This window comes from Chitinibacter sp. FCG-7, assembly GCF_040047665.1.
Lineage (GTDB): Bacteria > Pseudomonadota > Gammaproteobacteria > Burkholderiales > Chitinibacteraceae > Chitinibacter > Chitinibacter mangrovi.
Map to the genome: position 1 here is coordinate 2,300,999 of NZ_CP157355.1, position 25,609 is coordinate 2,326,607.

Consider the following 25,609-nt stretch of genomic DNA (forward strand, 5'->3'; position numbering starts at 1 on the left):
GTGTCTGATCAATTGTTTGTAATGCTCCAACACATTTTGCCCAAACAGGCGATAACGCAGCTTTTTGGCTACTTTGCCGGGCTGCGGGCCGGCGGCCTGACGCATGCGGTGATCCGTGCCTTTATCCGCAAGTATCAGGTGAATATGAGCGAGGCAGCGAATGCTGATCCGGCTGCATATCCCACTTTCAATGAGTTTTTCACGCGTGAGCTGCGTGCAGGTGTGCGCCCGCTGGCCGATGCTGCGCTAATCTGCCCAGTGGATGGCGCGATTAGCCAGCTGGGCCAAATCGACAAAGACCAGATTTTTCAGGCCAAAGGCAAGTCATATAGCACGACTGCTTTGCTCGGCGGTGACGCTGCGCTGGCTGCGCAGTTTGAAAATGGCCAGTTTGCCACGATTTACCTCAGCCCCAAGGATTACCACCGCATTCATATGCCGTGTGATGGTCGTTTGACCGAAATGATTTATGTGCCCGGCGAGCTATTTTCGGTGAATCCAGCCACTGCGCGTGGCGTTGATGGTTTATTTGCCCGCAATGAGCGGGTGGTATGCATGTTCGAGTCGGAGTTTGGCAACTTTGCGCTGGTACTGGTCGGCGCCACCATCGTTGGCAGCATGGCAACGGTCTGGCACGGCGTGGTGAACCCGCCGCGCAGCAAGTCGGTGTGGCGCAAAGATTATCGCAATCAGGATATGCGTCTCGCCAAAGGCGCGGAAATGGGGCGCTTTCTGCTGGGTTCAACCGTTGTTCTGCTTTACCCAAAAGGTACGCCAGCGTTTAATCCGGCCTGGCAGGCGACCAAACCGGTTTGTCTGGGTGAAGCGATGGCTGGCTAAATACCTTGTCGGGTATTTGATTCAAGACCTCGCTTTAGTTAATGTTTAGAGCCATACCCCTGGGTGTGGCTTTGTTTTTTCTGGCTTTTGGCTCGTCAGACTTGCTGGTGTTGTGAGTGCCAGCCGGGCTGACCTCGTATTGCGATGGCTCGGCCAGCAGGGCTGATAGCGTGTTGGCGATGGCTTGCAGGCGCGGGTCGTCATCCGGGCAATCGTCGCAGGTATCGTTGATGCAGAAAAACGGAATGTGGCCAAAATTGAGCGCCAAGGCGTGAAACTGCTGGGCTGCGTCGGGGTCGCCGCTGCTGATGTGCAGCACCGGATGGTGTTTGGCGGTGGCAATGCCGGTGTGCAGTTTCCAGCGCAAGAGCAGATCGGAAATGATCGGCGGCACATGCCAAGCGCGGAATGTGGTGCTGCGCACTCTGGCGAACAAGTCGGGCGCCATCTGCTCCAGATTCCACAAGGCACTTTTCAGCATCGGGCGTGGGGCGTGGGCGCATAGCCAGGGTTGGTGCTGGTAATCCGCATATTGCTGCGCCAACCACTGTTTGGATAGAACCGCAGCGTTGACCAGCGCCGTTTCGTGCTCTTGTAGTGCATTGGTTTTCGGTGCGGCTTGCTGGTCAAAGAAAACAGCCAGACCTTGCTCGCTAAACCAGTCGCTAATCTGGACTGGTGCGCCAAAGAAAATATCGTCGTTCAGATAAATAAAACGCTCGGATAGGTTTGGGATATGGTGCAGGTACGATTCAATGTGCCCGGCATCGAACACCGGACGGGCGTGTGCGGGAATCAGGCTGGCGTGATCGACAAAGCTGATGTCCGCATCAGCTTTGAGCCAATCCGGCCGCTGACCATCGCTGACAATATAGATATGGCCATGGTCAGGAAAAAAGCGCTCAAGTGCGCGCAGGTTGTAGCGCAGCTCGCCATTGTCCCGATAACGCCCAGCCACATTGCCATACTGCGCCAGCTCCTTGGGGTCAAGCTTTTCTTGCTGCGCCAAAGCGCGCTTGCGCAGCCAGATCGGATCAGCGCCATTGACCCATAAATAGACGATGTCGATTTTCATGAACAGATTGCGATCACTTTGGTGTGTAGTGTCATAAACGCTGATAGTTTAACTAGATGGAACTTTGGATGTGTGCAATGGCTTTGACGAGCATGCAAATCCTAGAGCCAAAATCTTTTTTGCCATATTTTTGTGCTTCTTGCAGAGACGCTAGCCAGTTTTTTAGAAATGCTTGATCGGATGCGAATTGAGAATGGTTCGATTCCCACAGGTTTTCAAATCTAATGACATCCTGTTTTAGTCGCTCCCATTGCTCGCTACACATTGGACAAAGTGTCGGTAGCCAGCCAGGGTATCGATGCTCTACTTCAAAGGCATTCTTCTGCGACTCAGCACTGAAAACAAATGAAAGGCCGCATTTCTTGCAGTAGCATCGAATTCCTTCATAGTGGGATGCATTTTCGTCATAGTGGCCAAGATAAGTTGGTTTATGCCACTTCGTGCGATCAATTTTTGGCGAGTTTTGCAAGCTTGTCCCTTCGCGCAGGTGTCATCGGTTAGTGACTAAGATTTGACGTAGAAAGAAACGAATTGATGTGTATGTAAAAAAACCGGCGCGAAGCCGGTTTTTTTATCAACTCATATTTTAGCGAGCGAAACGCGATTGGGCGAGGAGCCAGGCTCGACGTGTACGTCAAGTACACGAGAGCCGCAGCGACAAAGCATCAATCGCGTTGCAGCCGCGAAAAATTAGTTTTTAGATTGGTCAACGATTTTGTTCGCTTGAATCCAAGGCATCATCGCGCGCAATTTCGCACCTACAACTTCGATGCCGTGCGCTGCGTTGTTGCGACGCGCTGCAGTCATTGAAGCGTAGTTAGTCTGGCCTTCCAAGATGAATTGCTTAGCGTATTCACCAGTCTGGATGTCTTTCAATGCCTGACGCATTGCTTTGCGAGATTCTTCGTTGATCACGCGTGGGCCAGTGACGTACTCACCGTATTCAGCGTTGTTAGAGATCGAGTAGTTCATGTTCGCGATACCGCCTTCGAACATCAAGTCAACGATCAATTTCAATTCGTGCAAGCACTCGAAGTAAGCCATTTCTGGCTCGTAACCGGCTTCAACCAAAGTCTCGAAGCCCATTTTTACCAATTCAACCGCGCCACCGCACAATACGGCTTGTTCGCCGAACAAGTCAGTTTCGGTTTCGTCTTTGAATGTGGTTTCGATGATACCAGTGCGGCCACCGCCTACGCCCCAGGCGTATGACAGCGCCACTTCTTTGGCGTTGCCAGTCGCGTTCTGGTAGATCGCTACCAAGTCAGGAACGCCGCCGCCACGGACGAATTCTGAACGTACTGTGTGGCCTGGTGCTTTAGGCGCAACCATGATCACGTCGAGGTCTTTGCGTGGCACAACTTGGTTGTAGTGAATCGCGAAGCCGTGAGCGAAGGCCAAAGTAGCGCCTTGTTTGATGTTTGGCTCGATTTCTTCTTTGTACAATTTTGACTGGAATTCGTCCGGAGTCAAAATCATTACCACGTCAGCAGCAGCAACTGCAGTTGCAACGTCAGTTACTTTCAGGCCGTGAGCTTCAGCTTTCTTAACAGTCGCAGAGCCAGTACGCAGACCAACAGTCACATCAACGCCTGAGTCTTTCAAGTTGCAAGCGTGCGCGTGGCCTTGTGAGCCGTAACCGATGATGGCTACTTTTTTGCCTTTGATGATGGCTGGGTTGGTGTCTTTATCGTAGTAAACGTTCAATGCCATGATGGTAAAACTCCTGTGAGGGGTAAGGAGTGAGGAGTGAGGCATAAGCCCGTCATTCCTCACGACTACTGCTTAATGAATGTGTTAATGCGTGAAGAGAGTCAGTGCAAGGTGTTGGATTTTCTCCTTACACCTCACACCTCACACCTCACAGTTTTAAGATCCGCTCGCCGCGACCGATGCCGGAAGCACCAGTGCGGACGGTTTCCAGAATGACGGCCTGATCCAGCGCCTTGATAAAGGCGTCGAGTTTTTCGCCCGGGCCGGTCAATTCGATGGTGTAGCTCTTCTCGGTAACATCAATGATGCGGCCACGGAAAATATCCGCCATCCGTTTCATTTCATCGCGATCTTTGCCGGTGGCGCGTACTTTGATCAGCATCAGTTCGCGCTCGATGTGATCGGCTTCGTTCAGGTCGATCACTTTCACCACTTCGATCAGCTTGTTGAGCTGCTTGGTGATTTGCTCGATCACATCTTCCGAGCCGTGGGTCACAATCGTCATCCGGCTCATCGTTGGATCTTCGGTGGTTTGCACCGTGAGCGAATCAATATTGTAACCACGAGCCGAAAACAGACCTGTTACACGCGACAGTGCACCGGCTTCGTTTTCAATTAGGACAGACAAAATATGACGCATGATTCATCTCTCCTTAGCAAAGATTGCCGTAGTCACGGTTGTTTTCGAATGGAACAAGCTGCATGTTTTGCATATGCGGTGGCAAGTCCATCTGGTTCAGGCCTTTCCCGTTTTGAATCATCGGGAAGACATTGGCTTTTGGATTAGTCAGGAAATCCATAAATACCAGACGCTCTTTCATTGCAAACGCTTCGCGCAGTGCTGGCTCAACGTCGGCTGGCTTGGTGATTTGCATGCCCACGTGGCCATACGCTTCGGCCAATTTGACAAAGTCAGGTAGCGCATCAACATACGACTCGGAATAACGCGTGCCGTAGAAGAATTCTTGCCACTGGCGAACCATGCCTAGGTAACCATTATTCAAGTTAATGATTTTGACTGGCGTGTGGTACTGCTTGCACGTCGACAATTCCTGAATATTCATCTGGATCGAGCCGTCGCCGGTAATACAAGCCACATCCGCGTACGGGTTCGCCAATTGCGCGCCCATTGCCGCAGGCAGACCAAAGCCCATCGTGCCCAAACCGCCTGAGTTAATCCACTGACGAGGACGATTGAACGCGTAATATTGCGCCGTAAACATTTGGTGCTGGCCTACGTCTGAAGTAATGATGGCGTTGCCACCTGTCACTTCAAACAGTTTTTGCATCACAAATTGCGGCTGAATAATTTCGTCGTCTTGTGGGTACCACAGACTATTGGGTTTACGCCAATCGTTAATCTGATCCCACCAAGCCGCCAAGGCTTTTTCATTAGGGCGTACGTTGGTCTCTTTCAAAATCGCGATCAGATCTTTCAGTACATCTTTCACATCGCCAACAATCGGCACATCGACTTTCACGCGTTTCGCGATGGATGATGGATCAATATCGATCTGCACAATTTTCTTGGCTTGTGACAAGAATTGCGTTGGATTAGAAATTACCCGGTCGTCAAAACGCGCGCCAATCGCGATAATCGTATCGGCATACTGCATCGCCATATTGGCTTCGTACGTGCCGTGCATGCCCAGCATGCCAACGAACAGCGGATCGGAGCCAGGGTAGGCGCCCAAGCCCATCAGCGTATTGGTACACGGTACATTTAGCAGGCGAACCAGTTCGGTGACTTCGGCAGCGGCATTACCCAATACCGCGCCACCGCCCACATAAATAAATGGACGCTTGGCCTCCGCAAGCAATTGCGCCGCCTTTTTAATCTGACCTGGGTGGCCTTTGACTGGCGGGTTGTAGCTGCGGATTGAAACTGATTTCGGGTATTCAAAAACGGCTTTGGCCTGAGTGACATCTTTCGGGATGTCGATCACAACAGGGCCAGGGCGGCCGGTGGTGGCGATGTAGAACGCCTTTTTCACCGTCGCAGCCAGGTCTTTCACGTCTTTGACCAGGAAGTTATGTTTCACCACGGGGCGTGAACAGCCCACCATGTCGACTTCCTGGAAAGCGTCCGAGCCTATCATCGGTGTGCCGACTTGGCCTGAAATCACCACCATCGGGATCGAGTCCATGAACGCCGTCGCAATGCCGGTAATGGCATTGGTCGCGCCCGGGCCTGAAGTCACCAGCGCAACGCCGATTTTTTCAGAAGAGCGTGAGTAAGCATCAGCAGCGTGAACTGCGGCTTGCTCATGGCGAACGAGAACGTGTTTGAATTTGTTTTGTTTGAAAATCGCATCATAGATTTCCAAAACAGCGCCGCCCGGATAGCCGAAAACGAATTCTACGTTTTCTTCGGCAAGGCATCGCGCCAGAATTTCTGCGCCCGAAATTTCCATCGGTTAGAGTCCTGAAGTCTGTTGATCGGCAAACCATATCCCATCCGGGATATGGCATCTCCTCGCACGGCAATGCGAGGGTGGGTTTGTATCAACCCAACGAATACCGAGCTTGAACGCCATTTACCAACTTTTGGTCGGTATTGATACGAGAGATGATGCATTGGCGCAAGCGAAACGGCGCTGGGCGAGACGCGTAATGTCTGCGCACAGCTAGGTATGACTTGGTGTAGGGCTGTAAAGTTACCCGAAGGCGGGAAAGTTGGCAAGTTTTTCTGGCTGTTTGCTGACGCGTTTGCTAGTATCAATGCCCTGTTTTTGCAGTGATATTTCAAGTATCCGACGCGCAGCCTGCCATGTTTTTCATCCTTGACCGGAGTTCGCCCATTTGTCAGCCCCTACCGAAGACGTGCAATCGCTCGGCGAGTTTCTGGCCGCAGTAGAGCAGCGTGCCTGGCGGCAGGCGTGGCTGGCCTTGCGCGATCGCGAAGCGGCGCTGGATGTGGTGCAGGATGCGATGTTCAAACTCTCGCACCACTATGCAGAAAAACCGGCGCAGGAATGGCCTTTGCTATTCCAGCGCATTTTGCAAAACACCATTCGCGACTATCAGCGCCGCAATAAGGTGCGCTCGTTCTGGGTCAGCCTGTTTTCTGCATTTGGCCGTGCCGATGCGCCGGACGACGCTGATCCGCTGGACTATCTGATCGACGATAGCGCGTTTGGCCGCGATGCCGAATCGCAAGTCAGCAGCCAGCAGCGCATGGCGCTGATCGAGCAAGGGCTGGCTTTGCTGCCCGCACGTCAACGCGAAGCTTTTCTGCTGCGTTATTGGGAAGAGATGGACGTGGCCGAAACAGCGCAAGTAATGGGTTGCTCCGAAGGGAGTGTTAAAACGCACTGCTCGCGGGCGTGTCATGCTTTGGCCAAATGGCTGTCTGATCAAGGAGTCACTTTATGAATCATCAGCACGGTGGTGGGCTGGACGAAGCGGCGCAAGAGGTATTTGCCCGAGAGCTCGTCGGCACTTTACGGCAGGCGCAGGCCGGTGCCGATGTGCGCCGCTCGCTGGCCCGTGCGCGGCATCAGGCTTTGCAGCCGCATGGCGGATCGAACATGCAGGAAGTGCTTAGCTGGGCGCAGCAGCATCGCGCAATCACGCTGGCATTCTCCTTGCTCCTGCTTGTTAGCCTTGCCTTGGGGGTATGGCGCACGCAATCGGGCCTATTCAATGACACGAACGATCCGCAGCTGATTGCGCAGGTGGTCGACGAAGTGCTGCTCGATAGCTTTGAGGATGATGGATCGCTGTAAAACTGAATGGCTTTCGTGCCTTCTTGCGGCACAAGATCAGTACAGATGCGATCAGCCAAGCAAACGTCAACAGACCCTGAGCAAATCGTTTAAAATCCTGCCGCGAGCTCATTTTGCCGCGTTCAATGTTATTAATAAGGTAGTCGATTGTGGCGCAGTCCAAACCATCCGGTGAAATAGAAGTTCATGGCACAGCCGCCGCGTGGGGGCGGCGTCTGATTGCGTTTGTCTATGAGATCCTGCTACTGGTCGCGGTATTGCTGATTGCCGAAGGCATTTTTCAAGGTGTCGCGCAGTTACTGCTGGGTATAAGCCCGGAGCAATTATCCAGCCTGGGTTTGGCGCGTATACTCAATGCAGTATGGATTCTGCTGGTGTGTTTTGCCTATTTTGGCTGGAGCTGGACGCGCGGTCAGACGCTGGCGATGATGACCTGGCGCATGCGCATTGCGCCGCTGGCTGATCAGCTCAGCTGGCGCAAGGCGGCGATCCGTTTTGCCGTGGCTACGCTTTTTTATGCGCCCTTGCTGCCGCTGTGGATACTGGCTATTTATCAGCCGCAAGCCAAAATCTGGGCTTGGCTTGGTACGGCATGGTTTTTTCTGCCCTGGGTGCTGGCCTGGTTTGACGCGGACAAGCAGCTATTGCAAGACCGCATCGCCAAAACCCGCATCGTCAATAGCCCCAAGAAATAAACCCGTAAAAGAAATAAAGAGGCCGCAGCAATGCGGCCTTTGTCATTTTCGGGGGCTGCGGCAGATCAGGGTAGGCTGAGCCACAGCCGTTCGTCGTGAATCGGCGTTTGTGGCGGCAGGCCGGGGTTGTCCAGATAGATTTTCCGGCTGTTTTTATAGCGGCTCAGCGGGAAAATGGGGGCGGTGACGGCGTTGGTTTTCATGTAGTCCAGCAGCGAGCCATCGTCCACCGCCATTTGCAGACCTGCCTCAAGCCGGTTGGCCAGCGCGACATTGTTTTTGGCGGTAAAAAAATACATCGGCATTTTGTAAATCAGCAGCAATTTGTCGTAAACGATAATGTCCGGGTTTTTTAGCGCAGCCACTTCGGCATAGATTTCGGTCAGCCCGCGTGGGAAATAATCGCCACGGCGATTGAGCAGCATCGGATACATCATTTCAAACTTTGGCGGCTTTTGCAGTGTAAGGCCCGCCGCTTCGAGTACCGCGGTATCCGGCCATTGCGAGCCCTGGATGCCGGTGAATTTGGCCAGGTCGGCCACTGTTTTGACCTGATCGAACGCAGCCAGATTTTCTTTGCGGATCGCCAGCGCACGATGCCCCAGCAAGCCCTGCAATAAAGGAATACGGATTGGGTGCAGCATCGCTTCGCGCTCGATGTTGGTACCAGCCCAATCCAGATCGATAATCCGCCCACGGCTGAGTTCGAGCAAAGCGCGCGCCTGCGGCATGTCTTCTTTGCTCAATACAATATGCGCAGCACCTTGCGAGGCGGTTTTATTCAAAGCCAGTTGCGCCAGCCCGATAAAATAGCTGTGGCTAGTGTCGGTCGAGCCTTGCGGTGGGCGCATGCGAATCAGCAGTTCTGCGGCCTGAGCAGGGAGTTGTAGCAATAATACGGTGAGCAAAAGCAGCCAGCATGGGGTTTTCTTGTGCATTGCATTCATCCGATTAAGGCGGCAAGTGATGAAATCATCTTACTGCAATTTATTCACCCCGGTTGGTGCGATACGTGCTCTGGCGCGCTGGATGCAACAGCGGATTGAATCAAGCTGGCTCCGGCCGTCTTCCCCTGAGCAGCAGGAAGGCGAGCAGGATTGCGAACCACAGTACCACGATGGGTGTATCGCCCCAGATTTGATACGGCGTGGTGCCGGTGCGGTGGGTGATCTGCCCTTCAAGTACGCCGCGTTGCTCTGCGGGGAGGGCGGCGATCAGCTGGCCTTTGTGGTCGATAATCGCTGTTTTGCCGGTATTGGTGGCGCGAATCAGGTAGCGGCCATTTTCCAATGCACGGGCGCGTGCCATTTCGGCGTGTTGCTCTGCGGCCCAGGAGCCGTCAAACCAGCCCATATTGGTTAGATTGACCAAGAGCGTAGCGTTGACGGCATTGCGGCGGATTTCATTGCCGAAGGCGTCTTCGTAGCAAATATTGGCGGCGATCTTGCCGCCAGCCATGCTGAATGGCGCTTGCACCGCTTCGCCGCGCGATAAGCCCATTAGCGGCATTTGCAAAAACTGATAAATCGGGCCAAAAACTTGCGGTGCAGGAATGTATTCGCCAAATGGCACCAGATGGTATTTGGCGTAGGGATTTTGCTGTGGGTTGGCCACATCGACTGCCGCATTAAAATGCCGTTGTCCGTCGTCGCTGCTGGTGGCCACGCCCAGAATCATCGCGGCGTTTTTCTCGCGCATGATCTGGCGCAGATCATCCAGATACCACGGCGGAATATTGTCCAGCATCGACGGAATGGCGGTTTCGGGAAAGACGATTAACTGCCCCTGCGCACGGCGCGCCAGATCCATATAGTTGCCCAGGCTATCGACAAAAATAGCCGGGTTCCATTTGATCGATTGCGGGATATTGCCTTGCAGCAGGCTCACTTTCACCGGCGCGCCCTGCGGCTGGGTCCAGTCGATTTGATTGAGTAGCGAGCTGGTGCTGATCAGTGCAAAGGCCAGCCCCAGGCCGAGCCGCTTTTCATACACAAACGTGCCGACTGCCAGACACAGCAAAAAGCCGACGCCATAGCTGCCGATGATGGGGTAGAGCCCGCTCATCGTCGCCAGCTGTGAGCCGCCGACCGAGCCCCAGGGAAAACCGGTAAAAATCCAGCCGCGAACCCATTCAAAAATCACAAATAGCGTGGGCGCGAGGATCGCGTAGCGCAGCGCTTCAAGGCGCGGTGTGTTTGCGCTAAACGGCTTGCGCGTAAAGAAGGCCGCCAGCATTGGAAACAGGGCCAGAAAAACGGCAAAGCCCAAGGTGCTGCCAGCCGCCATCCATGCGGGCATACCGCCATGGGTATGCAGGCTGATGTAAACCCAGCTGGCGTTTGCACAGAAATACCCCATGCCCCAGGCGAAGCCATTGAGCGCAGCCCAGCGTGCGCTGGCCGCCTGTTGAATGCCCAGCAGAAACACCCACAGGCACACGGGCATCAGCCAGAATTGCGACACGGGCGCAAAAGCCAGTACGCTGAGTGCTCCGGCGATAGTCTGAAACAGGATTTGCTGGGGGCGGGTGAGTACCATAGAGAAGTTGTTAGGATTAAGGTTGGCGCGTTAAAGAAAATTATTTCATCAGAGAGGCGGTCGATTAGCGATCTCCACGATCCTCAAGCTCTGCAATCCAGCCATTAATCCACATTGCCGCTACTACTATTGGCAAAACGATCCAGAAATTGATTGGAGCCAATAAGGCAATCAATCCTGCGACGATGCAGCAAATGCACAAGGATAGAAAAAGCCATTTGAAATTGATATTTGAAAATGGCTTTTTCATTGAGACTATTCGATCTCGTGCCGTTCCAGATGCTCGTCAATCTGCACTGAATGCACACGGCGGCTGTCGGCACGCAAAACGAGGAAGTGATAGCCGTCGATCACGATTTCTTCGCCGCGTTTGGGGACGCAACCAAACGCCAGTGTGACTAGACCGGCGACGGTATCGACTTCCTTGTCGCTAAACTGGCTGCGGCTGTCGAAGTGCTCGCTCAGCGCCTCGTTCAGGTCGGCGACCCGGGTTTCGCCTTTGACGCGCAGATTGCCACGGCGATCAGGAATGATCTGATCTTCGTCGTCGTCTTCGTCAAATTCGTCTTCAATGTCGCCGACAATCTGCTCAATCACGTCTTCAATTGTCACCAGACCCGCCACGCCGCCGTACTCATCGACGACAATCGCCATATGGTTGCGATTATTGCGAAAATCCTTGAGCAGCACGTTCAGGCGTTTGGCTTCGGGGATGTAGACGACGGGGCGGAGCATGTCGCGGACATTAAATTCAACGTCTTCGGCGTAGTAGCGCAGCAGGTCTTTGGCCAGCAAAATGCCGACTACGCTGTCTTTGCTGCCGTCGATCACCGGAAAGCGTGAGTGCGCAGTGGCGATGACGCGGGGGATAAATTCGGCGGGGGTGTCGTTGATGTCGATCACATCCATTTGCGAGCGCGGCACCATCACATCGCGCACTTGCATATCGCCGACATTCAGTACGCCCTCGATCATGCCGAGCGCGTCAGCGTCGAGCAGGTGGCGCTCGAAGGCCGAGTGCATGATTTCAACCAGTTCGCCGCGGTTTTCCGGCTCCCGTAACAGGAAATGGGTGAGTCGCTCAAGCCAGCTCTGCTTGGGACTCGGGGACGGTACGTCGTCCATAGTGGTCGTGCTTCCTTAAAATTGAGAAAACCTGGGGCTTATTTTTCCGCCAAATACGGATCATCATAACCCAAAGACATGACAATTTGCGTTTCTAAGCTTTCCATTGTCTCGGCTTCATCGTCTTCAATATGGTCAAAACCCTGCAAGTGCAGCGTGCCATGCACGACCATATGGCAGTAGTGAGCCAGTAGCGGTTTGTTTTGCTCGATGGCTTCGCGCTCGATCACCGCGCCGCAAAAAACCAGATCACCCAACAGCGGCATGCCATCAATTTGCGGCATATCGTCGTTAAAAGTAAAAGTCAGTACGTTAGTGGCGTAGTCTTTCTGGCGGTATTCGCGGTTCAGCGACTGGCCCTCGGGAGCGTCCACAAAACGCAAAGTAATTTGCGCCATTTCCACCTGTGCGCCCAAGGCTGCACGTACCCACTCTTTCAGTAGTTTTTTGCGTGGAATGGGGCTAAGGGCACTTTCATTTTGAATACTGATTTCGATGTTCTTGGACATAAATTGCTTGTGTGTGATGACTTAGGATTTCTTTTCGGCGCGCAGGCGTTTTAACTCGGTGTTTAACCAGTTTTTGGCGCTTTGCTCGGCTGTTTTCGGGCATTGCACGGTATAGGGCTTGCCGGTGAGGTAGCTTTTGCTCGCGACTTCGTTGATGAAATCTTCGCTGCTGCTGATTTTGCTTTTCGCCTTGCCGTATTTCATGCCCAGATGCTCTTGTGCTTCTTTGGCGCTATAGCTTGTTCCGCTGCGAATAAACGTGCATTGCGATTTGCCAACAAAATTCAATAATTGCTGCACTTCGACGTCGGCTTGCGGCGTGATGGCCTGCGCGGGGAGAGCGCAGATCAGTAATAGTCCGGGTAGCGCGCTGGCGAGCAGGCCAGGCAGAGTAAATTTCGGCATGCTTATTCCTTTTTCAGCGCCAGCTCGCGCTCGGCTTCCTGTCGTGCTTTGCGGGCAGCGGCTTCTTCGTCGCGTTTTTTGGTGGCCTTCTCGTAGGCATTCACAATCTTCTGCACCAGCGGGTGGCGCACCACGTCGTCGCTGGTGAAATGATGAATCCCAATCCCGCGCACGCCTTGCAGCACTTCTTGCGCGTCAACCAGACCTGACTTCATATGCTTGGGCAAATCGACCTGAGTCGGATCGCCAGTGATCACCGCTTTGCTGCCAAAGCCGATCCGCGTCAGAAACATCTTCATCTGCTCGGGCGTGCTGTTTTGCGCCTCGTCCAGAATAATAAAGCTGTGGTTCAGCGTACGGCCACGCATAAAGGCCAGCGGTGCGATTTCGATAATGCCTTTTTCAAACAAGCGCGTGACGTGATCAAAACCGAGCAGGTCGTACAGCGCGTCGTACAGCGGACGCAGGTAAGGATCGACCTTTTGCGTTAAATCGCCGGGCAAAAAGCCGAGCTTCTCACCTGCTTCCACTGCAGGGCGAACCAGAATCAATCTTTTGACGGTATCTCGCTCTAAGGCATCAACGGCGCTGGCTACCGCCAGATACGTCTTACCCGTACCCGCTGGGCCGATGCCGAAAGTGATGTCGTTATCTTGAATTTGTTTCAGATAAACATTCTGCCCCGGCGTGCGGCCACGCAAATCGGCACGGCGCGTGCGCAGTACGGGCGTATCGACATCCGATTGCGCTTCTTCCGGGCCACGGATAATCTCGATCAGTCCGAGCTGAATGTCATCGACTTCGAGCTCTTTACGTTGCGCTTCGTTGTAAAAGTATTCCAGCGCATCGAGCGCCTGATTCACGACCTTGGTGCGGCCAGCAACTTTGAAATGCTCATTACGGCGCGAAATCGTTACATCGAGCGCGTTTTCGATTTGTTTCAGATTCTCGTCGAGCGGCCCGCACAGATTGGCCAGACGGGTGTTGTCGATGGGGGTGAAGGAGAGGGTATCGGTATGCACTGGGTATATTGGGTTCGGATTAAATTTGGCTAAATGATTATCGCAGGAAAAATGATTGGTGACTGTTTTTGGATCAATGAAGTGCTCCTTGGCGCTGATTGATGCGCGCGCGGCTAGCCGATAGCTGCGCTAAATCCAGCTTGTTTTGCTCGTGCGCTGCTAATAGTGCGTGAAAAACCGGATAAAAGCGCGCCGGATCCCAAGAGATCAGCAAGTAATCGGCTCCGGCATTCAGCGAGCGCACTGCTGCGCTTTCAATATCGCCCGCGCCTGCCATTCCCATATCGTCGGTGATTAATAAGCCTTGATATTGCCACTGTTGCCGCAAAAGCTGTTGGATTATGGCGGGTGATGATGAGGTAGGGAAGCGTTCGTCCAAGGCTGCGACTTTAGCGTGCGATAGCATAAAGAGCGCGCTGCTATTTTGTAATGTACGAAAAGGCAGCAAGTCTGTTTTTTCCAGCTCGGCTAGTGGCGTATGAATAATGGCGCTGTCGGTGTGTGTATCTTCAAAAACGCGCCCCAAGCCGGGGAAATGTTTGAGCGTGCATTGCACGCGCGATTCAGCTAGCCCTTTGCAGTAGGCTTGGGCTGCGAGCGCAACCTGCTGAGGATTACTGCTTAAGGCGCGACGGCTGATTTTGGAGTAGCGATCAGCCGGGTTTTCAACGCCATGATCAAGATCAACGACGGGAGCTAAATTCAATGTGATGCCCAATTGAGCCAAACCACGTCCCTGCTGGCGAGCATATTCCAGCGCGGTTTCGCGGACGTTGCTGCTGTTTTGTAGCAAGCTTCCTAACGCTGGCTGAAATGGCAAAGGGGGAGACAGACGTGAAACCAGGCCACCCTCCTGATCTGTTGCAATGACTAATGGTGGCAAATGCTGCGCTTGGCGCAAATCTTGCCAGCGTTGAATCATTTGCGAAATAGCTGTGCCATCTTGCTGGGTGATATTGCGTTTGGTAATAAAGACCCCGCCGATTAAGCCTTGCTGTATCAATGGCAATAATTCGTCCTCATCGGTATAGCCGACAATCAGGTGGGTACTAATGAGCTGTGCTTGTGCCGGTGAAGCTTGCAAGATTTGATGGCGATGCCATTGCAACTGCCCTAACCAGTTGCTGGTAAAAAGCAGGGCAAAAATACTGAGCGCGGCGCTCAATTGCCAGCCGGTCGGGCGATAACGCCATACCAGCAACAACAGTACGGCGCTGGTGAAGAGGGTGAGATTCATGGCGACGGATCGATACGTCACCATCCCTGCCAGATTCCAAGTGCAGGAAAGCCCGGCGGGTAATAAAGCGAGGAGAACAAAAGCGGCACCTAGCCAGTGGGCGTAACGTGTTGGCTTTAAGCTGGAAGTGGCGTGCCTGCCGAATGAGATCATTATTTGTTGGTGTGTGATGGGTATAGTCATGAGTGCTTTAAATATTAAAGCAGTTCGAGCTATACCCCTATGTTGCTGTTGGTGGGAGTTTAGTCTTCCACAATCACCAACTCACCACCCAAAGTATGCGGGAATACTTTGGTGATCCGCACATTGACCATTTGATTGATCAGGCGCGGGTTGCCGGGGAAGTTGACGATGCGGTTGTTGTCGGTACGGCCAGCCAGCTCGTTGCTGTCTTTTTTCGAGATCTTCTCGACGATGACGCGCTGTACGGTGCCGAGCATTTCCTGATTGATTTCGCTGGCGAATTCTTCAATCCGCGCTTGCAAGCGTTTCAGACGCGCCAATTTCACTTCCTCTGGCACATCGTCGCCCAAATCGGCGGCGGGCGTGCCTGGGCGGCGGCTGTAAACAAAGCTAAAGCTCGCATCAAAGCGCACGTCTTCGATCAGCTTCATCGTGCGCTCGAAGTCTTCTTCGGTTTCGCCGGGGAAGCCGACGATAAAGTCGCTTGACATGCAAATATCAGGGCGCGCTTCGCGCAATTTGCGGATCAGCGATTTGTATTCCAGCGTCGTGTAGCCGCGCTTCATATTCACCAAAACGCGATCCGAGCCGGCTTGCACTGGCAAGTGCAAGTGCGATACCAATTTGGGCAAGTTTTTGTAGCAATCGATAATGCGCTGCGTCATCTCTTTGGGATGGCTGGTGGTAAAGCGCATGCGCTCCAGACCCGGGATTTCGTGCACATATTCGAGCAGCGTGGCGAAGTCGGCGATTTCGCCGTCTTCCATTTTACCGCGGTAGGCGTTCACGTTTTGGCCAAGCAGGTGAATTTCCTTGATGCCTTGCTGCGCCAAGTTCGCCACTTCAACCAATACGTCGTCAAACGGGCGTGATACTTCTTCGCCGCGTGTGTACGGCACAACGCAGAATGAACAATATTTCGAGCAGCCTTCCATAATCGACACAAACGCCGAGCCGCCTTCCACACGCGCCGGTGGCATGTGATCGAACTTTTCGATTTCAGGGAAGGAAATATCGACTTGCGACACGCCGGTTTTGCGTTTTTCGGCAATCAATTCGGGTAGGCGGTGCAGTGTTTGTGGCCCGAAGACAATATCAACATAAGGCGCGCGTTTGACAATCGTGTCGCCTTCTTGCGATGCGACACAGCCGCCCACGCCGATCACGATATTGGGATTGGCGTTTTTGAGCTCCTTAATGCGGCCCAGATCTGAGAACACTTTTTCCTGCGCTTTTTCGCGCACGCTACAGGTGTTAAACAGAATCACGTCGGCTTCTTCGACGTTGTCGGTGCGGCTCAAGCCTTCGGACGCGTGCAATACATCGACCATTTTGTCCGAGTCATACTCGTTCATCTGGCAGCCAAAGGTCTTGATAAATACTTTCTTGCTCATGGGTGTACGTCTTTCTATTAAATGCTAAATGGGCTGCATGGCAGGGCGGTGTATTGCGGTGCTGCTCATGGATCAGGTTTATCTTGGCGGCCAAACCGGGTTTGCGGATTGACGTTTGGCCGGGGTATTGCCTTGTAGGCTTTGCTAGTAAAGTGCTACATGGATATACCTATTGCGCAGCCCGCAGGGCTTTTTCATCTTTCTCACGCTGGGCCAGCAATTTGGCCTCGTCATCGCCGACCACCCACACCCGCCAGACAAAACCGGTACTGGGCTCGAATTGCACCCAGGCTTTGCTGTCGCGCGGCAGTTGCGCAATATGGCCAGGCATCAGCAAGGTATTGTTCAGGCCACGAAACTGAATGCCCGGTGCCATGATATACACTTTGCCGCTGAGCTTGAGTTGCGGTGGCTGATACGCTTCCAGTTCGAGCAATTTTCCGCTGGGCAAAATGCGGCCAGCGAAACTGAGGCTTGAAACGGTAACAAGCAACAAAAACAGTAACTTGCGCATGCCTTGGACTCCTGTGAGAAGGGCTAATGGTAACAAGCCCTGCACATAATTGAAAGAAAAAATACAAAAGGGCTTGACGACTATAAAACCCTCAACTATCATGCTGCTTCTCTTGGCTATGTAGCTCAGTTGGTTAGAGCACAGCACTCATAATGCTGGGGTCACAGGTTCGAGTCCCGTCATAGCCACCAAATACCATTCTCAGGGTTGCCCAGAGAATACCTAAAGCCCCGTAAATCCTAGGATTGCGGGGCTTTTTGTTGCCCGTAGCTTCCCATTTGTACCCATAACTACCCCCATAAAACCTACCCCCATTCCTACCCCCGTATTATCATGGGGGTAGATTGATGATTTGAGGGGGTAGATCATGCCTAGCGCCGCATCAGCCAGCACGTCCAAAGCAATCAACCGTCTTACCCCGCTGGAGGTGAAAAACGCCAAGCCAGACGAAGGGAAAACCGAGAAAAACCTCAATGATGGTGGCCGCTTGTATTTGGTTGCCACTGCTACCCGCAAGCGGTGGCAGTTCCAGTATGGTTTGAATGGCAAGATGCACAAGCAATGGCTAGGCGATTACCCCAAAATCAGCTTGGCACAGGCTCGCAAGCTGCGCGATGAAGCCGCCAAAGCCGTTGATGAAGGTAAAGACCCCCGTATCGAGCGACAGGCCGCAAAGGTGGCAGCCAAGTATGCAGCCGCCAACACCTTTGAAATGGTGGCACGTGAATGGCATACCAAAGAGCTGGCGGGTAAAGGCTGGTCAGACGATCATGCTGCCAGAATCTTGCAGCGCATTACCGCCGACCTATTCCCTGTGCTGGGTAGCCGCCCGATTGAATCCCTGAAAACCCGCGATCTACTGCACCCTCTGCAACTGGTGGCAAAGCGTGATGCTTTAGACCTCGCCAAGCGTCTGCGCCAATACATTACCGCGATCATGCGCTACGCCGTACAGACTGGCCGCATTGAAACCAACCCCGCGCACGATCTACAAGGCGCAATTGCCAGCCGTAAAGCCACCCACCACGCCGCGCTACCATTAACCCGCCTTGCCGAGCTGGTGGCGAGAATCGACAGCTATACAGGCTTGAAGGTGGCGAAGCTGGCAACTCGCTTTGCACTGCTCACTGGTGCGAGATCGTCCGAGTTTCGGTTTGCCCGTTGGACTGAGTTTGACCTGGCTGCGGGGACTTGGACAATTCCAGAGCAGCGCGAAGAGGTGGAAGGGGTAAAGCATTCGGGGCGTGGTGAAAAGATGAGCCGCGAGCGAGTGATCTACCTATCACGGCAAACTGTGGCACTACTGCAAGAGCTATACGCCATTAATGGCCGCGCCGTGTTTGTATTTGAAGGCCAGAAGCGGGGCGCACCCATCAGCGAGAACACCGTAAACCTCACACTGCGCAAGCTGGGCTATGACACGCAGCAAGATATTTGCCTGCACGGTTTCCGTACCATGATGGTGTCCAGTCTGAATGAATCGCTGCAATTCACCCATGACGCAATCGAGCGCCATATCGGGCATGAGGGCAAAGCGCGGGAAGGTGAGGCCGTGGCAGGTATCTACAAGCGCAAAGCGCAATACCTCACCGAGCGCCAACGCATGCTGCAATGGTGGGCTGATTATCTGGATGCCAACACGCACGGCCAATACATCGCGCCGGATGCGTTTGCCACTGCCGACCAGAGCAATGTCATACCGCTGCCAGTGAAGGCGGCATAACCGAGTTTGCCGCGCCTAGATCGGCCAATCGAAAACGGGTTTCCCTGACCCGCTGGCGCGGCGATCAATTCAGGGCTTACGCCATAGGGGGCGTGATATGAGTCGAGGCGAAGGACCAAAAGCCGCTAGGTGGCGTTTAGAGGTTGCGAGGACATTTCAATACTTTGAGGCACTTTGCACTGCCGAAGGCATACCGAAGCAGCTAGTTGAGCGAGAGGCAATTGCGCGCATTGTCATGCGCAAGGATTACGACCTACTACCCAAGCCCTTAGCTGTGGCCATTGCGCGTAATAGCCAACTGCGCTCTGCTTTTCAGTCGTACATCGAGATTGTCAGGGCTGATAAAAACGAGTGGCCATATCGAGTATCGCAAAAAGCGTGGGCACACGCAGCGCGTCATGCAGCCATACGCCACATGAAAGAGGCGCGAGGTCTGTCAAAGGTTATCGCAGAAGTGGAGTCTGCGGCAGGCGAAATGATGAGCCTCACGGATGGCGCTCTTTTAGATGTGATGGAGAAGCTGCAAGTGGCCACGGCAGAAATCGAACAACTTAGGTTGGCGCTTGCCGATGAGATTGGCAGAAGATCTAGCCAGCGAAATGCCGGTGCAGAGCTGGCAAGATTGAGGCACAAGGAAACGGATGAAATGCTGATTCAGGCTGCCGAATACTGGCGCGATAACATGGACCAAGAGCTGTCTGCACCAAAGGCAGCAAATATCCTCATAGGTATCGTTCCATTGAGTCACGACCGCCTGAAGCGGCTTGTATTGGGTCTGAAAAAAGGCGTGTGGCCTGCGCAGAACACATGATTTGCGCTAGGTGCATGAGCTGCGCATAGCAGTTTCAGCTTTGTTCAAAGGGTATTTGAATGGCGGTGTCTTTTGTCTGGAGATGCCGTAATGACTCAAAACCCAAATTTCCCATCTATGGCGCAACTACTGCGCCGCCCTGTTGTTGAACAAATGACAGGGCTTTCCCGCACTCACATTTACCGCATGATGGCCGCTGGCGAATTTCCGCAATCGGTATCTATTGGCGCTCGTGCTGTGGCTTGGCGCTCAGATGAAGTGAGTGCATGGATTGAATCACGCACCCGCAAAGCAGCATAAAGGGGCGAGCATGCAAAAGAAAAACGCCCCAGCCGTTGCCGACCAGAGCGCCCTTAACCAATGTGCCGACCAAGCACCCGGGAATCATAAGCCGCCGCTAGTATCGGGGCAAGCTGCCGAAGTGCTCAATATCTTGCGAGCGCACAAGGCTTTGAATCGCCCTGTATTGTCGTTCCACCTCACCGCTGATTGCGCCATACCAGAAGCGGCTAGCCGTATTCTTGAGCTGCGAGCGATGGGCTTCAAGATCATCAGCGATATTCAGCCTAGCGTGATGTACCGAGGGCGCGAGCGCCGCCGTGTGGCGATGTATTCGCTGGGTACACCCGAATGGAGCAGGCCAGGAATAAGCACTGAATTGATGGAGGTGGAGGCGTGAGCAAAGCCAAGATCAAGCCAACCGCTGTACAGGTATCTTTTGCTGGTGCTGTACTCGATGGCCTCATTGTCAAAGGTGTGGCGTATGTGGCTTTGCGCCCCATCGTGGAGGGCATGGGCTTAGAGTGGAGTCGGCAACTGCAACGGGTACAGGATGACCCTGTGCTGAGTGCCAACTGTGTACATATGTACACGATTGCCGATGATGGCCGACAGCGCGAAATGTTGTGTTTGCCTGAAAAATACCTGCAAGGCTGGCTATTCAAGGTGAATGCCAACAAGGTCAAGCCCGGCATTCGGGACAAGGTGATTCACTATCAGCGTGAATGCTACGAGGTATTGCACAAGGCATTTACCCAAGGCCGCGCCGATACCGAGTACCGAGTAATGGCCATTGACAGCAAACGCGCCGCCGCTGGCATGGTGACGGATACGCTAAATGATTTGCTGCTAATGGATGGTAAAACTCCAAAACCGCACGACTTTAGCAATGAGCACCGCCTGATTAACTGGGCATTGACTGGTGAGTTTGCGTCACTGGACGAGGCCGCGCTTTCGACTGAGCAAATCAAGCGACTGAGCAAGCTACGCCGCCGTGATGCGTTCCTAATTGTGAAAGGCTTGGACTACGCCCAGCGCAAAGAGCAGCTTAAACGCTATGCCGACAGCCTGGACGAACAAGCGAGGTTGGCGGCATGAACCTTATAAAACCTGATGTTTGCCAGTCATATTGCCGTACTCGGATTCAATCCCAAGCCGTACCAAGTAGGCCTAAGCATGCCTATTTACGGCTTGACGGTAGCGCCCCTGCTGCTGATAATCGCGGCTCTCTCTCCAAACACACAGCGGCTAGCTTTGGTCGTGATGCATCAGCAAAGCATATCCTCCTGCCGATTACTGGCGGCCTGCGCATTGGCGCGGGTGGCCTGCTGTCTATGGGGGTGTCGGGTAGCGGTAACGCCCCGGCTGGACTGTGTGCCAGTGAGAGCACCCCCACCTATTCCAACTCTCATAGGAATAAGTGGTTTATCTCAAATCACACAGGAGGCAAACCCCATGCCTAAGCCAATTCGCACCCTGCTAGGGTATATCGCTGTAATCATTGCTACGCTTGCGTTTGAACGCAATGCCCCCTTGTCTGTCGTCGTGCTTGCTGGTCTTGTGCTGGTGCTGTCGCAAGTGATCGGAGGGCGTAGCCATGCGTAAACCCATCGACCTAGAGCAACTGGTTTCCGTGACTGATGCCGCCGCATCGGCGTTGCTGAATGAGCCAGCAACAAGTAGTGAGTGCAGCATTGAGGTTTGTTTAATTTGCGCCTTGGACTGCCTGGAGCGAAATCAACGCGACCCAGAGAGCCGCTACAACGCACTGATGGCGCTGGACTATTTGCGCTCTGTGGTCGCTGCCGTGCGCAAGATCAAACTGAACGGAGGTGCGAGCCATGACTAATCCCACCTTCAATCCAATGCCTGATCACCATGTCCTCAAGGATGCAATTGACCGTATCGCCAAGGTGTACGACTTTGGCGGCGCGTATGACGTAGCGCCCAATCAGCATTCGCCCCGTGATCGTTTCAACGTTTACAACATGGGCAATCTAGCTGGACAGACCGCCTACGCGATGGCGGCACACGCAGCGGAAGGTAATCCGGCTGCACTGATCGACTATTGCAAGTCGGCGTTGCTGGTGCACCTGTTTGGCAGTGCCAAAATCGACCAATTGACAGCTAAGAAACAGGCGAAAGCGGCTTTTATCATCGGCTTATTGGGTGATCTGGAAGATGCCTTCGGGCAACCACCGCCCAAGCTGCGCCCAAGTTATCGCTTGCACCGCCTGCCGACCCAGCGCCACAAATAAGGAAGCCCACCTAATGACAACGACCTTGAAGCAAGGCGCGGGGGGGGGCTTGCGCCCAAAATACCGAATTACACCCAGCACTGGCCGCGATTGCTGCCGCGCACATCGAGCTACAGCACGACCAGATTAGCAGCACTGCTGAGCTGATCGGTACGGCTAAAACGCTGCTGGCAATGAGCTGGCACGATCTACCGCCGATTGCAGGCGCAACACTGGCAACGCTGATTGCCGAGCTTGAACGATCACAGGAGGGCGAGCCATGCGCGAATCACTGAGCGAACGAGTCAAACAAGCAGCGCGGGGCAATTGGCCTTATATCCTGCAAAACATGGGAATACCCGCCAAGCTCTTAGACGGACGCAATCACGCTTGCCCAGCTTGCGGGGGTACAGACCGCTTTCAATATACCGTGCGCGGTGCAGGTGCTGAATGGGGGCGCTTTGCCTGCCGTGGGCTGGATGCCCAAGGCGGGGATGGTTTCAAGCTGGTGATGCACGTGTTTGACCTAAGCTTTGCCGATGCCGTGCGAGTGGTGGCTAGGGTGCTGGGTATCGACTACACCCATCAAGGCACAAGCATAGCGATTGCCTTGCCAGAAAAACCCAAACAAAACCCAGCAGAAACCCAAACCCAGATTGCTGCCAATGCCGCGAAGCTGCAAAGCCTATTTGATGTCTGCGAGGTGATGACGCCGCAGGTGATTGCTGGTCGTTACCTCATCAATCGAGGTATTGCGGCAAGGAGCTGGCCAGAGCCACACAGCAGCCCGCTACGCCATTGCGCTGCACTGGATTACTGGCACGTTACCGATAATCAGCCGCACAAGCTGGGTGCATTTCCTGCGCTGCTGGCGCGTGTTGATAAACCCAATGGCGCATTGGCCGGACTGCATCGCATTTACTTGAGCGATGACGGCGCAAAGCGAGTCATACGTATGGCGACCGGTTCGCCGGAGCGCCCCCACTTTAAGGCGCTGGATTCTAAAAAGCTCAAGGCCGTACACGATGGGGCTTTGCGTGGCGCGGCATGTCGGCTGTATCCCGTTGGCACAGATGGGCGCTTGGCACTGACCGAGGGGATCGAAACCGCCTTGGCCGTCCATTCCATGACGGGTTTGGCAGCGTGGTCGTGCATCAGTGCGGGCTGCCTTAAATCGGTGGTTTTGCCTGCTGATGTGCGTGAAGTGCTGATCTATGCCGACAACGACAGCCCCGATAGCCAGGGGCGCAACGCTGGCAAGGAAGCGGCCTATCTGTTGGCTGCACGACTGATCGAGGAAGGCCGCAAGGTGAAGGTATTGCTGCCACCGCAAGCGGGTACGGACTGGCTGGACGTACTGAACGACGAATTGAACCAAGGAAAAGCCTAATGAAGAACGAAACCGAAGCACTGAGCCAAGCGGGTTTTGATGCGGCCAACCCCGATAATGCACCGGAGTTTGTACCCCAAGCGGTGCTTGGTTTGCTGGGTGCTGTAGAAGCGTATTACGACACGATCAAGGGTGACTTGGTTTATATCGGCGTGAAGCACGACAAAGACCACGGCTTAACGCATCAAGCGCCATTGCGCTTATGCCGTGACTTGGAAGTGATCGGGCAAGGCGCAGATAGTTATGGCGACCATTACCGCTTAATCCGCTGGCGTGATTGCATGACGGATGCCGAACAGGTGGCCGCGCTGCCGAGTAGCGGCATTGGCGAGCGCGAAGGCTGGGCGCTACTCAATAGCAAGGGCTTGGCGGTGTCGAGCAATCGACGCGCACGGGAAAAGCTGGCCGACTACCTACACACCGAAGGCGATACCACGCGCTATGCCATAACCCAGCAAAGCGGCTGGCAATACGGCGCGTTTGTGCTGCCAACAGGTGAAGTAATTGGCGAGCCTGAGCGCCAAATCTTTTACCCTGCCGCTGCCACCTACCGCCCAGCTTTCACGCCCAAAGGCACAAGCCAGAGCTGGCGCGATACCGTGGGCGCATTGGCGAAAGATAACCCGCTGGTCATGACGGTGGTTGCGTGTTCGCTGGCTGGCGCATTGCTGGAGCATATCGGCGCGACAGAGGGATTCGGGCTGCACCTGCATACCGAAACCAGTAGCGGCAAATCAACGTGTGGCGATGTGGCCGCGAGTGTATGGGGTAATCCCAAGCAGATCATGCAGTCATGGGACGGTACAAACATCGGCCTGACCAATTCAGCCGAGTTTGCCAACAGCATGATGCTTTACTTGGACGAGATCGGCGCGGGTGATGCCCGAAAGATGGGGAGCATCATTTACACCATGCTCAATGGTGTATCCCGCACCCAAGGCCGCAAGGACGGCGGTAACCGCGCAAAGCGACAGTGGTTAATGACACTGGTTTCAACGGGTGAGGTAGCCATGAGCCAATACCTCAATGAAGGTGGCCAGACCGTGCGGGGTGGGCAAGAAATCCGCTTACTCGATATGCCTGCCGATGGTGGCCTGTATCGGGCTTTTGACTGCATTCATGGTTGCGCAGATGGTGGTGCATTCTCTACCGAGCTAAAAGCCGCAGCGCGAGCCAATTACGGCACGATAGGCCGCGAGTTTGTGGCTTGGCTACAGTGCAACCCCGACAAAGTTGCGCCGTGCGTGGAAGTGATTACAGGCCGGATGCTGGCTGAATTACCCAGCCATGCTGCGCCACTGGTGAGGCGAGCCAGTCACAAATTCGCAACGCTGGCCGCTGCGCTGGTGCTGGCGAGTGAATCCAATCTAACGGGCTGGACTGCCGAAGAATCATTCCAAGCGGTGTGTACCTCATGGCGGCGCTGGCTATCCGTCTTTGGCCTTGCTTCACGCGATGACGAGAGACTGATCGAGCAGGCCGACCGCGCATTGTCTGCTGCGCAGTATGGCCGCTTTGTTCTGCTGCCGATTGGTGAACATGAGCCAGTGTTGCAAAACCTAATGGGCTACAAGCGCATAAGCAAAGAGGGCGATTCTGTTTTCTTTGTGTTGCCTCATTCCTTCAAAGATGAAGTGACCAAGGGCTACGAACTAAAGAAAGCCTGCGCGGTATTGCATGAAGCGGGGATGCTGGAAAAGCCCAAAGGCCATGATGGATGGACCATTTTGTATGAGCGCGGAAAGCCGCGAGCGTACAAGATGACGCTGCGACCTTGTAAGGAAGGTGAGATCGAGAAATAAAATTCTCGTGTACGCGAAAAACTGCCTGATACACCTGATACCCTGATACGGAATGATTAATATATTGTTTTTATTGAATTATTTTGTATCAGGTTTGTATCAGGTTTGTATCAGGTTTGTATCAGGTTTGTATCAGGTTTTAGCTCCGTATCAGGTTGATAAAAAACACCACGCAATTCCACGCGAGCCAACCTGATACGTATCAGGCAAATTATCGGCTACCTGATACAAAGAAACCTAGCATTCATGCGGGTTTGCGGGGTGCGTATCAGGGTATCAGGTGTATCAGGCAAAAAATGCACGTATATACACATTGCAAAATCAGCGGCGCAAAAACAGGCTGGTTTGTAAGGATTGGATTGATCGTCTGGCGCGTGGCTTGTTGCGTG

The 25,609-nt window shown here is 53.8% G+C and carries 29 protein-coding genes and 1 tRNA gene; 15 read left to right on the plus strand and 15 right to left on the minus strand.

What is annotated here, in order from left to right:
* Positions 1–21: 21 nt before the first annotated feature.
* On the plus strand, positions 22–840 hold the full coding sequence (gene asd / locus ABHF33_RS10855) for an archaetidylserine decarboxylase (RefSeq protein ID WP_348943988.1): 819 nt from the start codon (positions 22–24) through the stop codon (positions 838–840).
* Between the two features lie 34 nt (positions 841–874).
* On the opposite strand, the gene ABHF33_RS10860 is transcribed toward asd, so the two are convergent.
* From ABHF33_RS10860 to ilvB, 5 genes are all read right to left on the minus strand, one after another.
* Positions 875–1,915 (minus strand): stealth family protein, encoded by a 1,041-nt coding sequence (locus tag ABHF33_RS10860; protein WP_348943989.1) that lies wholly within the window; start codon positions 1,913–1,915, stop codon positions 875–877.
* A gap of 52 nt (positions 1,916–1,967) precedes the next feature.
* On the minus strand, positions 1,968–2,384 hold the full coding sequence (locus tag ABHF33_RS10865; protein ID WP_348943990.1) for a hypothetical protein: 417 nt from the start codon (positions 2,382–2,384) through the stop codon (positions 1,968–1,970).
* Between the two features lie 221 nt (positions 2,385–2,605).
* Positions 2,606–3,622: a ketol-acid reductoisomerase gene (gene ilvC, locus ABHF33_RS10870; protein ID WP_157314496.1), complete on the minus strand. Its 1,017-nt coding sequence runs from the start codon at positions 3,620–3,622 to the stop codon at positions 2,606–2,608.
* A gap of 154 nt (positions 3,623–3,776) precedes the next feature.
* Positions 3,777–4,268, minus strand: coding sequence for an acetolactate synthase small subunit (ilvN, locus tag ABHF33_RS10875; protein WP_157314253.1), 492 nt, complete (start codon positions 4,266–4,268; stop codon positions 3,777–3,779).
* A 13-nt stretch (positions 4,269–4,281) separates the two neighbouring features.
* Positions 4,282–6,042, minus strand: coding sequence for a biosynthetic-type acetolactate synthase large subunit (ilvB, locus tag ABHF33_RS10880; RefSeq protein ID WP_348943991.1), 1,761 nt, complete (start codon positions 6,040–6,042; stop codon positions 4,282–4,284).
* 388 nt (positions 6,043–6,430) lie between these two features.
* On the opposite strand from ilvB, the gene ABHF33_RS10885 reads away from it, so the two are divergent.
* The 3 genes from ABHF33_RS10885 to ABHF33_RS10895 all read left to right on the plus strand — a co-directional run bounded on the left by ABHF33_RS10885 (position 6,431) and on the right by ABHF33_RS10895 (position 8,051).
* Positions 6,431–7,003, plus strand: a complete 573-nt coding sequence (locus ABHF33_RS10885; protein WP_348943992.1) for an RNA polymerase sigma factor — start codon at positions 6,431–6,433, stop codon at positions 7,001–7,003.
* Positions 7,000–7,356 carry a hypothetical protein gene (locus ABHF33_RS10890; RefSeq protein ID WP_348943993.1) on the plus strand — a complete coding sequence of 119 codons (357 nt, stop codon included), beginning with the start codon at positions 7,000–7,002 and terminating at the stop codon, positions 7,354–7,356. Before ABHF33_RS10885 ends, ABHF33_RS10890 begins: the two co-directional genes overlap by 4 nt.
* Positions 7,357–7,505: 149 nt before the next feature.
* On the plus strand, positions 7,506–8,051 hold the full coding sequence (locus tag ABHF33_RS10895) for an RDD family protein (RefSeq protein ID WP_348943994.1): 546 nt from the start codon (positions 7,506–7,508) through the stop codon (positions 8,049–8,051).
* 65 nt (positions 8,052–8,116) lie between these two features.
* Here ABHF33_RS10895 and ABHF33_RS10900 read toward each other — a convergent pair whose 3' ends face one another.
* From ABHF33_RS10900 to ABHF33_RS10945, 10 genes are all read right to left on the minus strand, one after another.
* Complete coding sequence (locus ABHF33_RS10900) at positions 8,117–8,989, minus strand: hypothetical protein (RefSeq protein ID WP_348943995.1); 873 nt, start codon at positions 8,987–8,989, stop codon at positions 8,117–8,119.
* Between the two features lie 109 nt (positions 8,990–9,098).
* Entirely contained in the window at positions 9,099–10,589 is a 1,491-nt protein-coding gene (gene lnt / locus ABHF33_RS10905) for an apolipoprotein N-acyltransferase (protein WP_348943996.1), read from the minus strand.
* Between the two features lie 64 nt (positions 10,590–10,653).
* Positions 10,654–10,839: a hypothetical protein gene (locus tag ABHF33_RS10910; protein ID WP_348943997.1), complete on the minus strand. Its 186-nt coding sequence runs from the start codon at positions 10,837–10,839 to the stop codon at positions 10,654–10,656.
* A 5-nt stretch (positions 10,840–10,844) separates the two neighbouring features.
* Complete coding sequence (locus tag ABHF33_RS10915) at positions 10,845–11,714, minus strand: HlyC/CorC family transporter (RefSeq protein WP_348943998.1); 870 nt, start codon at positions 11,712–11,714, stop codon at positions 10,845–10,847.
* A gap of 38 nt (positions 11,715–11,752) precedes the next feature.
* Positions 11,753–12,223 (minus strand): rRNA maturation RNase YbeY, encoded by a 471-nt coding sequence (gene ybeY, locus ABHF33_RS10920; protein WP_348943999.1) that lies wholly within the window; start codon positions 12,221–12,223, stop codon positions 11,753–11,755.
* Between the two features lie 21 nt (positions 12,224–12,244).
* Positions 12,245–12,628: a DUF5329 domain-containing protein gene (locus ABHF33_RS10925; RefSeq protein WP_348944000.1), complete on the minus strand. Its 384-nt coding sequence runs from the start codon at positions 12,626–12,628 to the stop codon at positions 12,245–12,247.
* Positions 12,629–12,630: 2 nt separating this feature from the next.
* Entirely contained in the window at positions 12,631–13,650 is a 1,020-nt protein-coding gene (locus tag ABHF33_RS10930) for a PhoH family protein (protein WP_348944001.1), read from the minus strand.
* Positions 13,651–13,723: 73 nt separating this feature from the next.
* Positions 13,724–14,887 carry a glycoside hydrolase family 3 N-terminal domain-containing protein gene (locus ABHF33_RS10935; RefSeq protein ID WP_348944002.1) on the minus strand — a complete coding sequence of 388 codons (1,164 nt, stop codon included), beginning with the start codon at positions 14,885–14,887 and terminating at the stop codon, positions 13,724–13,726.
* A gap of 242 nt (positions 14,888–15,129) precedes the next feature.
* Complete coding sequence (miaB, locus tag ABHF33_RS10940; protein WP_348944003.1) at positions 15,130–16,464, minus strand: tRNA (N6-isopentenyl adenosine(37)-C2)-methylthiotransferase MiaB; 1,335 nt, start codon at positions 16,462–16,464, stop codon at positions 15,130–15,132.
* Between the two features lie 169 nt (positions 16,465–16,633).
* Positions 16,634–16,978, minus strand: coding sequence for a hypothetical protein (locus ABHF33_RS10945; RefSeq protein ID WP_348944004.1), 345 nt, complete (start codon positions 16,976–16,978; stop codon positions 16,634–16,636).
* Positions 16,979–17,092: 114 nt separating this feature from the next.
* On the opposite strand from ABHF33_RS10945, the gene ABHF33_RS10950 reads away from it, so the two are divergent.
* The 11 genes from ABHF33_RS10950 to ABHF33_RS11000 all read left to right on the plus strand — a co-directional run bounded on the left by ABHF33_RS10950 (position 17,093) and on the right by ABHF33_RS11000 (position 25,220).
* Positions 17,093–17,169: transfer RNA gene (locus tag ABHF33_RS10950), tRNA-Met, on the plus strand.
* Between the two features lie 176 nt (positions 17,170–17,345).
* A complete protein-coding gene (locus ABHF33_RS10955) occupies positions 17,346–18,701 on the plus strand; it encodes a tyrosine-type recombinase/integrase (protein ID WP_348944005.1) in 1,356 nt (451 codons plus the stop codon).
* A gap of 97 nt (positions 18,702–18,798) precedes the next feature.
* Positions 18,799–19,512 (plus strand): hypothetical protein, encoded by a 714-nt coding sequence (locus tag ABHF33_RS10960; protein ID WP_348944006.1) that lies wholly within the window; start codon positions 18,799–18,801, stop codon positions 19,510–19,512.
* 90 nt (positions 19,513–19,602) lie between these two features.
* A complete protein-coding gene (locus ABHF33_RS10965) occupies positions 19,603–19,812 on the plus strand; it encodes a helix-turn-helix transcriptional regulator (protein ID WP_348944007.1) in 210 nt (69 codons plus the stop codon).
* Between the two features lie 10 nt (positions 19,813–19,822).
* A complete protein-coding gene (locus ABHF33_RS10970) occupies positions 19,823–20,191 on the plus strand; it encodes a helix-turn-helix domain-containing protein (RefSeq protein WP_348944008.1) in 369 nt (122 codons plus the stop codon).
* On the plus strand, positions 20,188–20,889 hold the full coding sequence (locus tag ABHF33_RS10975) for a phage antirepressor N-terminal domain-containing protein (RefSeq protein WP_348944009.1): 702 nt from the start codon (positions 20,188–20,190) through the stop codon (positions 20,887–20,889). The genes ABHF33_RS10970 and ABHF33_RS10975 overlap by 4 nt, the downstream gene beginning before the upstream one ends.
* Positions 20,890–21,246: 357 nt before the next feature.
* A complete protein-coding gene (locus ABHF33_RS10980; RefSeq protein WP_348944010.1) occupies positions 21,247–21,396 on the plus strand; it encodes a hypothetical protein in 150 nt (49 codons plus the stop codon).
* Entirely contained in the window at positions 21,389–21,640 is a 252-nt protein-coding gene (locus ABHF33_RS10985) for a hypothetical protein (RefSeq protein ID WP_348944011.1), read from the plus strand. The genes ABHF33_RS10980 and ABHF33_RS10985 overlap by 8 nt, the downstream gene beginning before the upstream one ends.
* Positions 21,633–22,049: a hypothetical protein gene (locus ABHF33_RS10990; protein ID WP_348944012.1), complete on the plus strand. Its 417-nt coding sequence runs from the start codon at positions 21,633–21,635 to the stop codon at positions 22,047–22,049. The genes ABHF33_RS10985 and ABHF33_RS10990 overlap by 8 nt, the downstream gene beginning before the upstream one ends.
* 259 nt (positions 22,050–22,308) lie before the next feature.
* Complete coding sequence (locus ABHF33_RS10995; protein ID WP_348944013.1) at positions 22,309–23,418, plus strand: toprim domain-containing protein; 1,110 nt, start codon at positions 22,309–22,311, stop codon at positions 23,416–23,418.
* On the plus strand, positions 23,418–25,220 hold the full coding sequence (locus ABHF33_RS11000) for a DUF927 domain-containing protein (protein ID WP_348944014.1): 1,803 nt from the start codon (positions 23,418–23,420) through the stop codon (positions 25,218–25,220). The genes ABHF33_RS10995 and ABHF33_RS11000 overlap by 1 nt, the downstream gene beginning before the upstream one ends.
* The last annotated feature ends 389 nt before the right edge of the window (positions 25,221–25,609 follow it).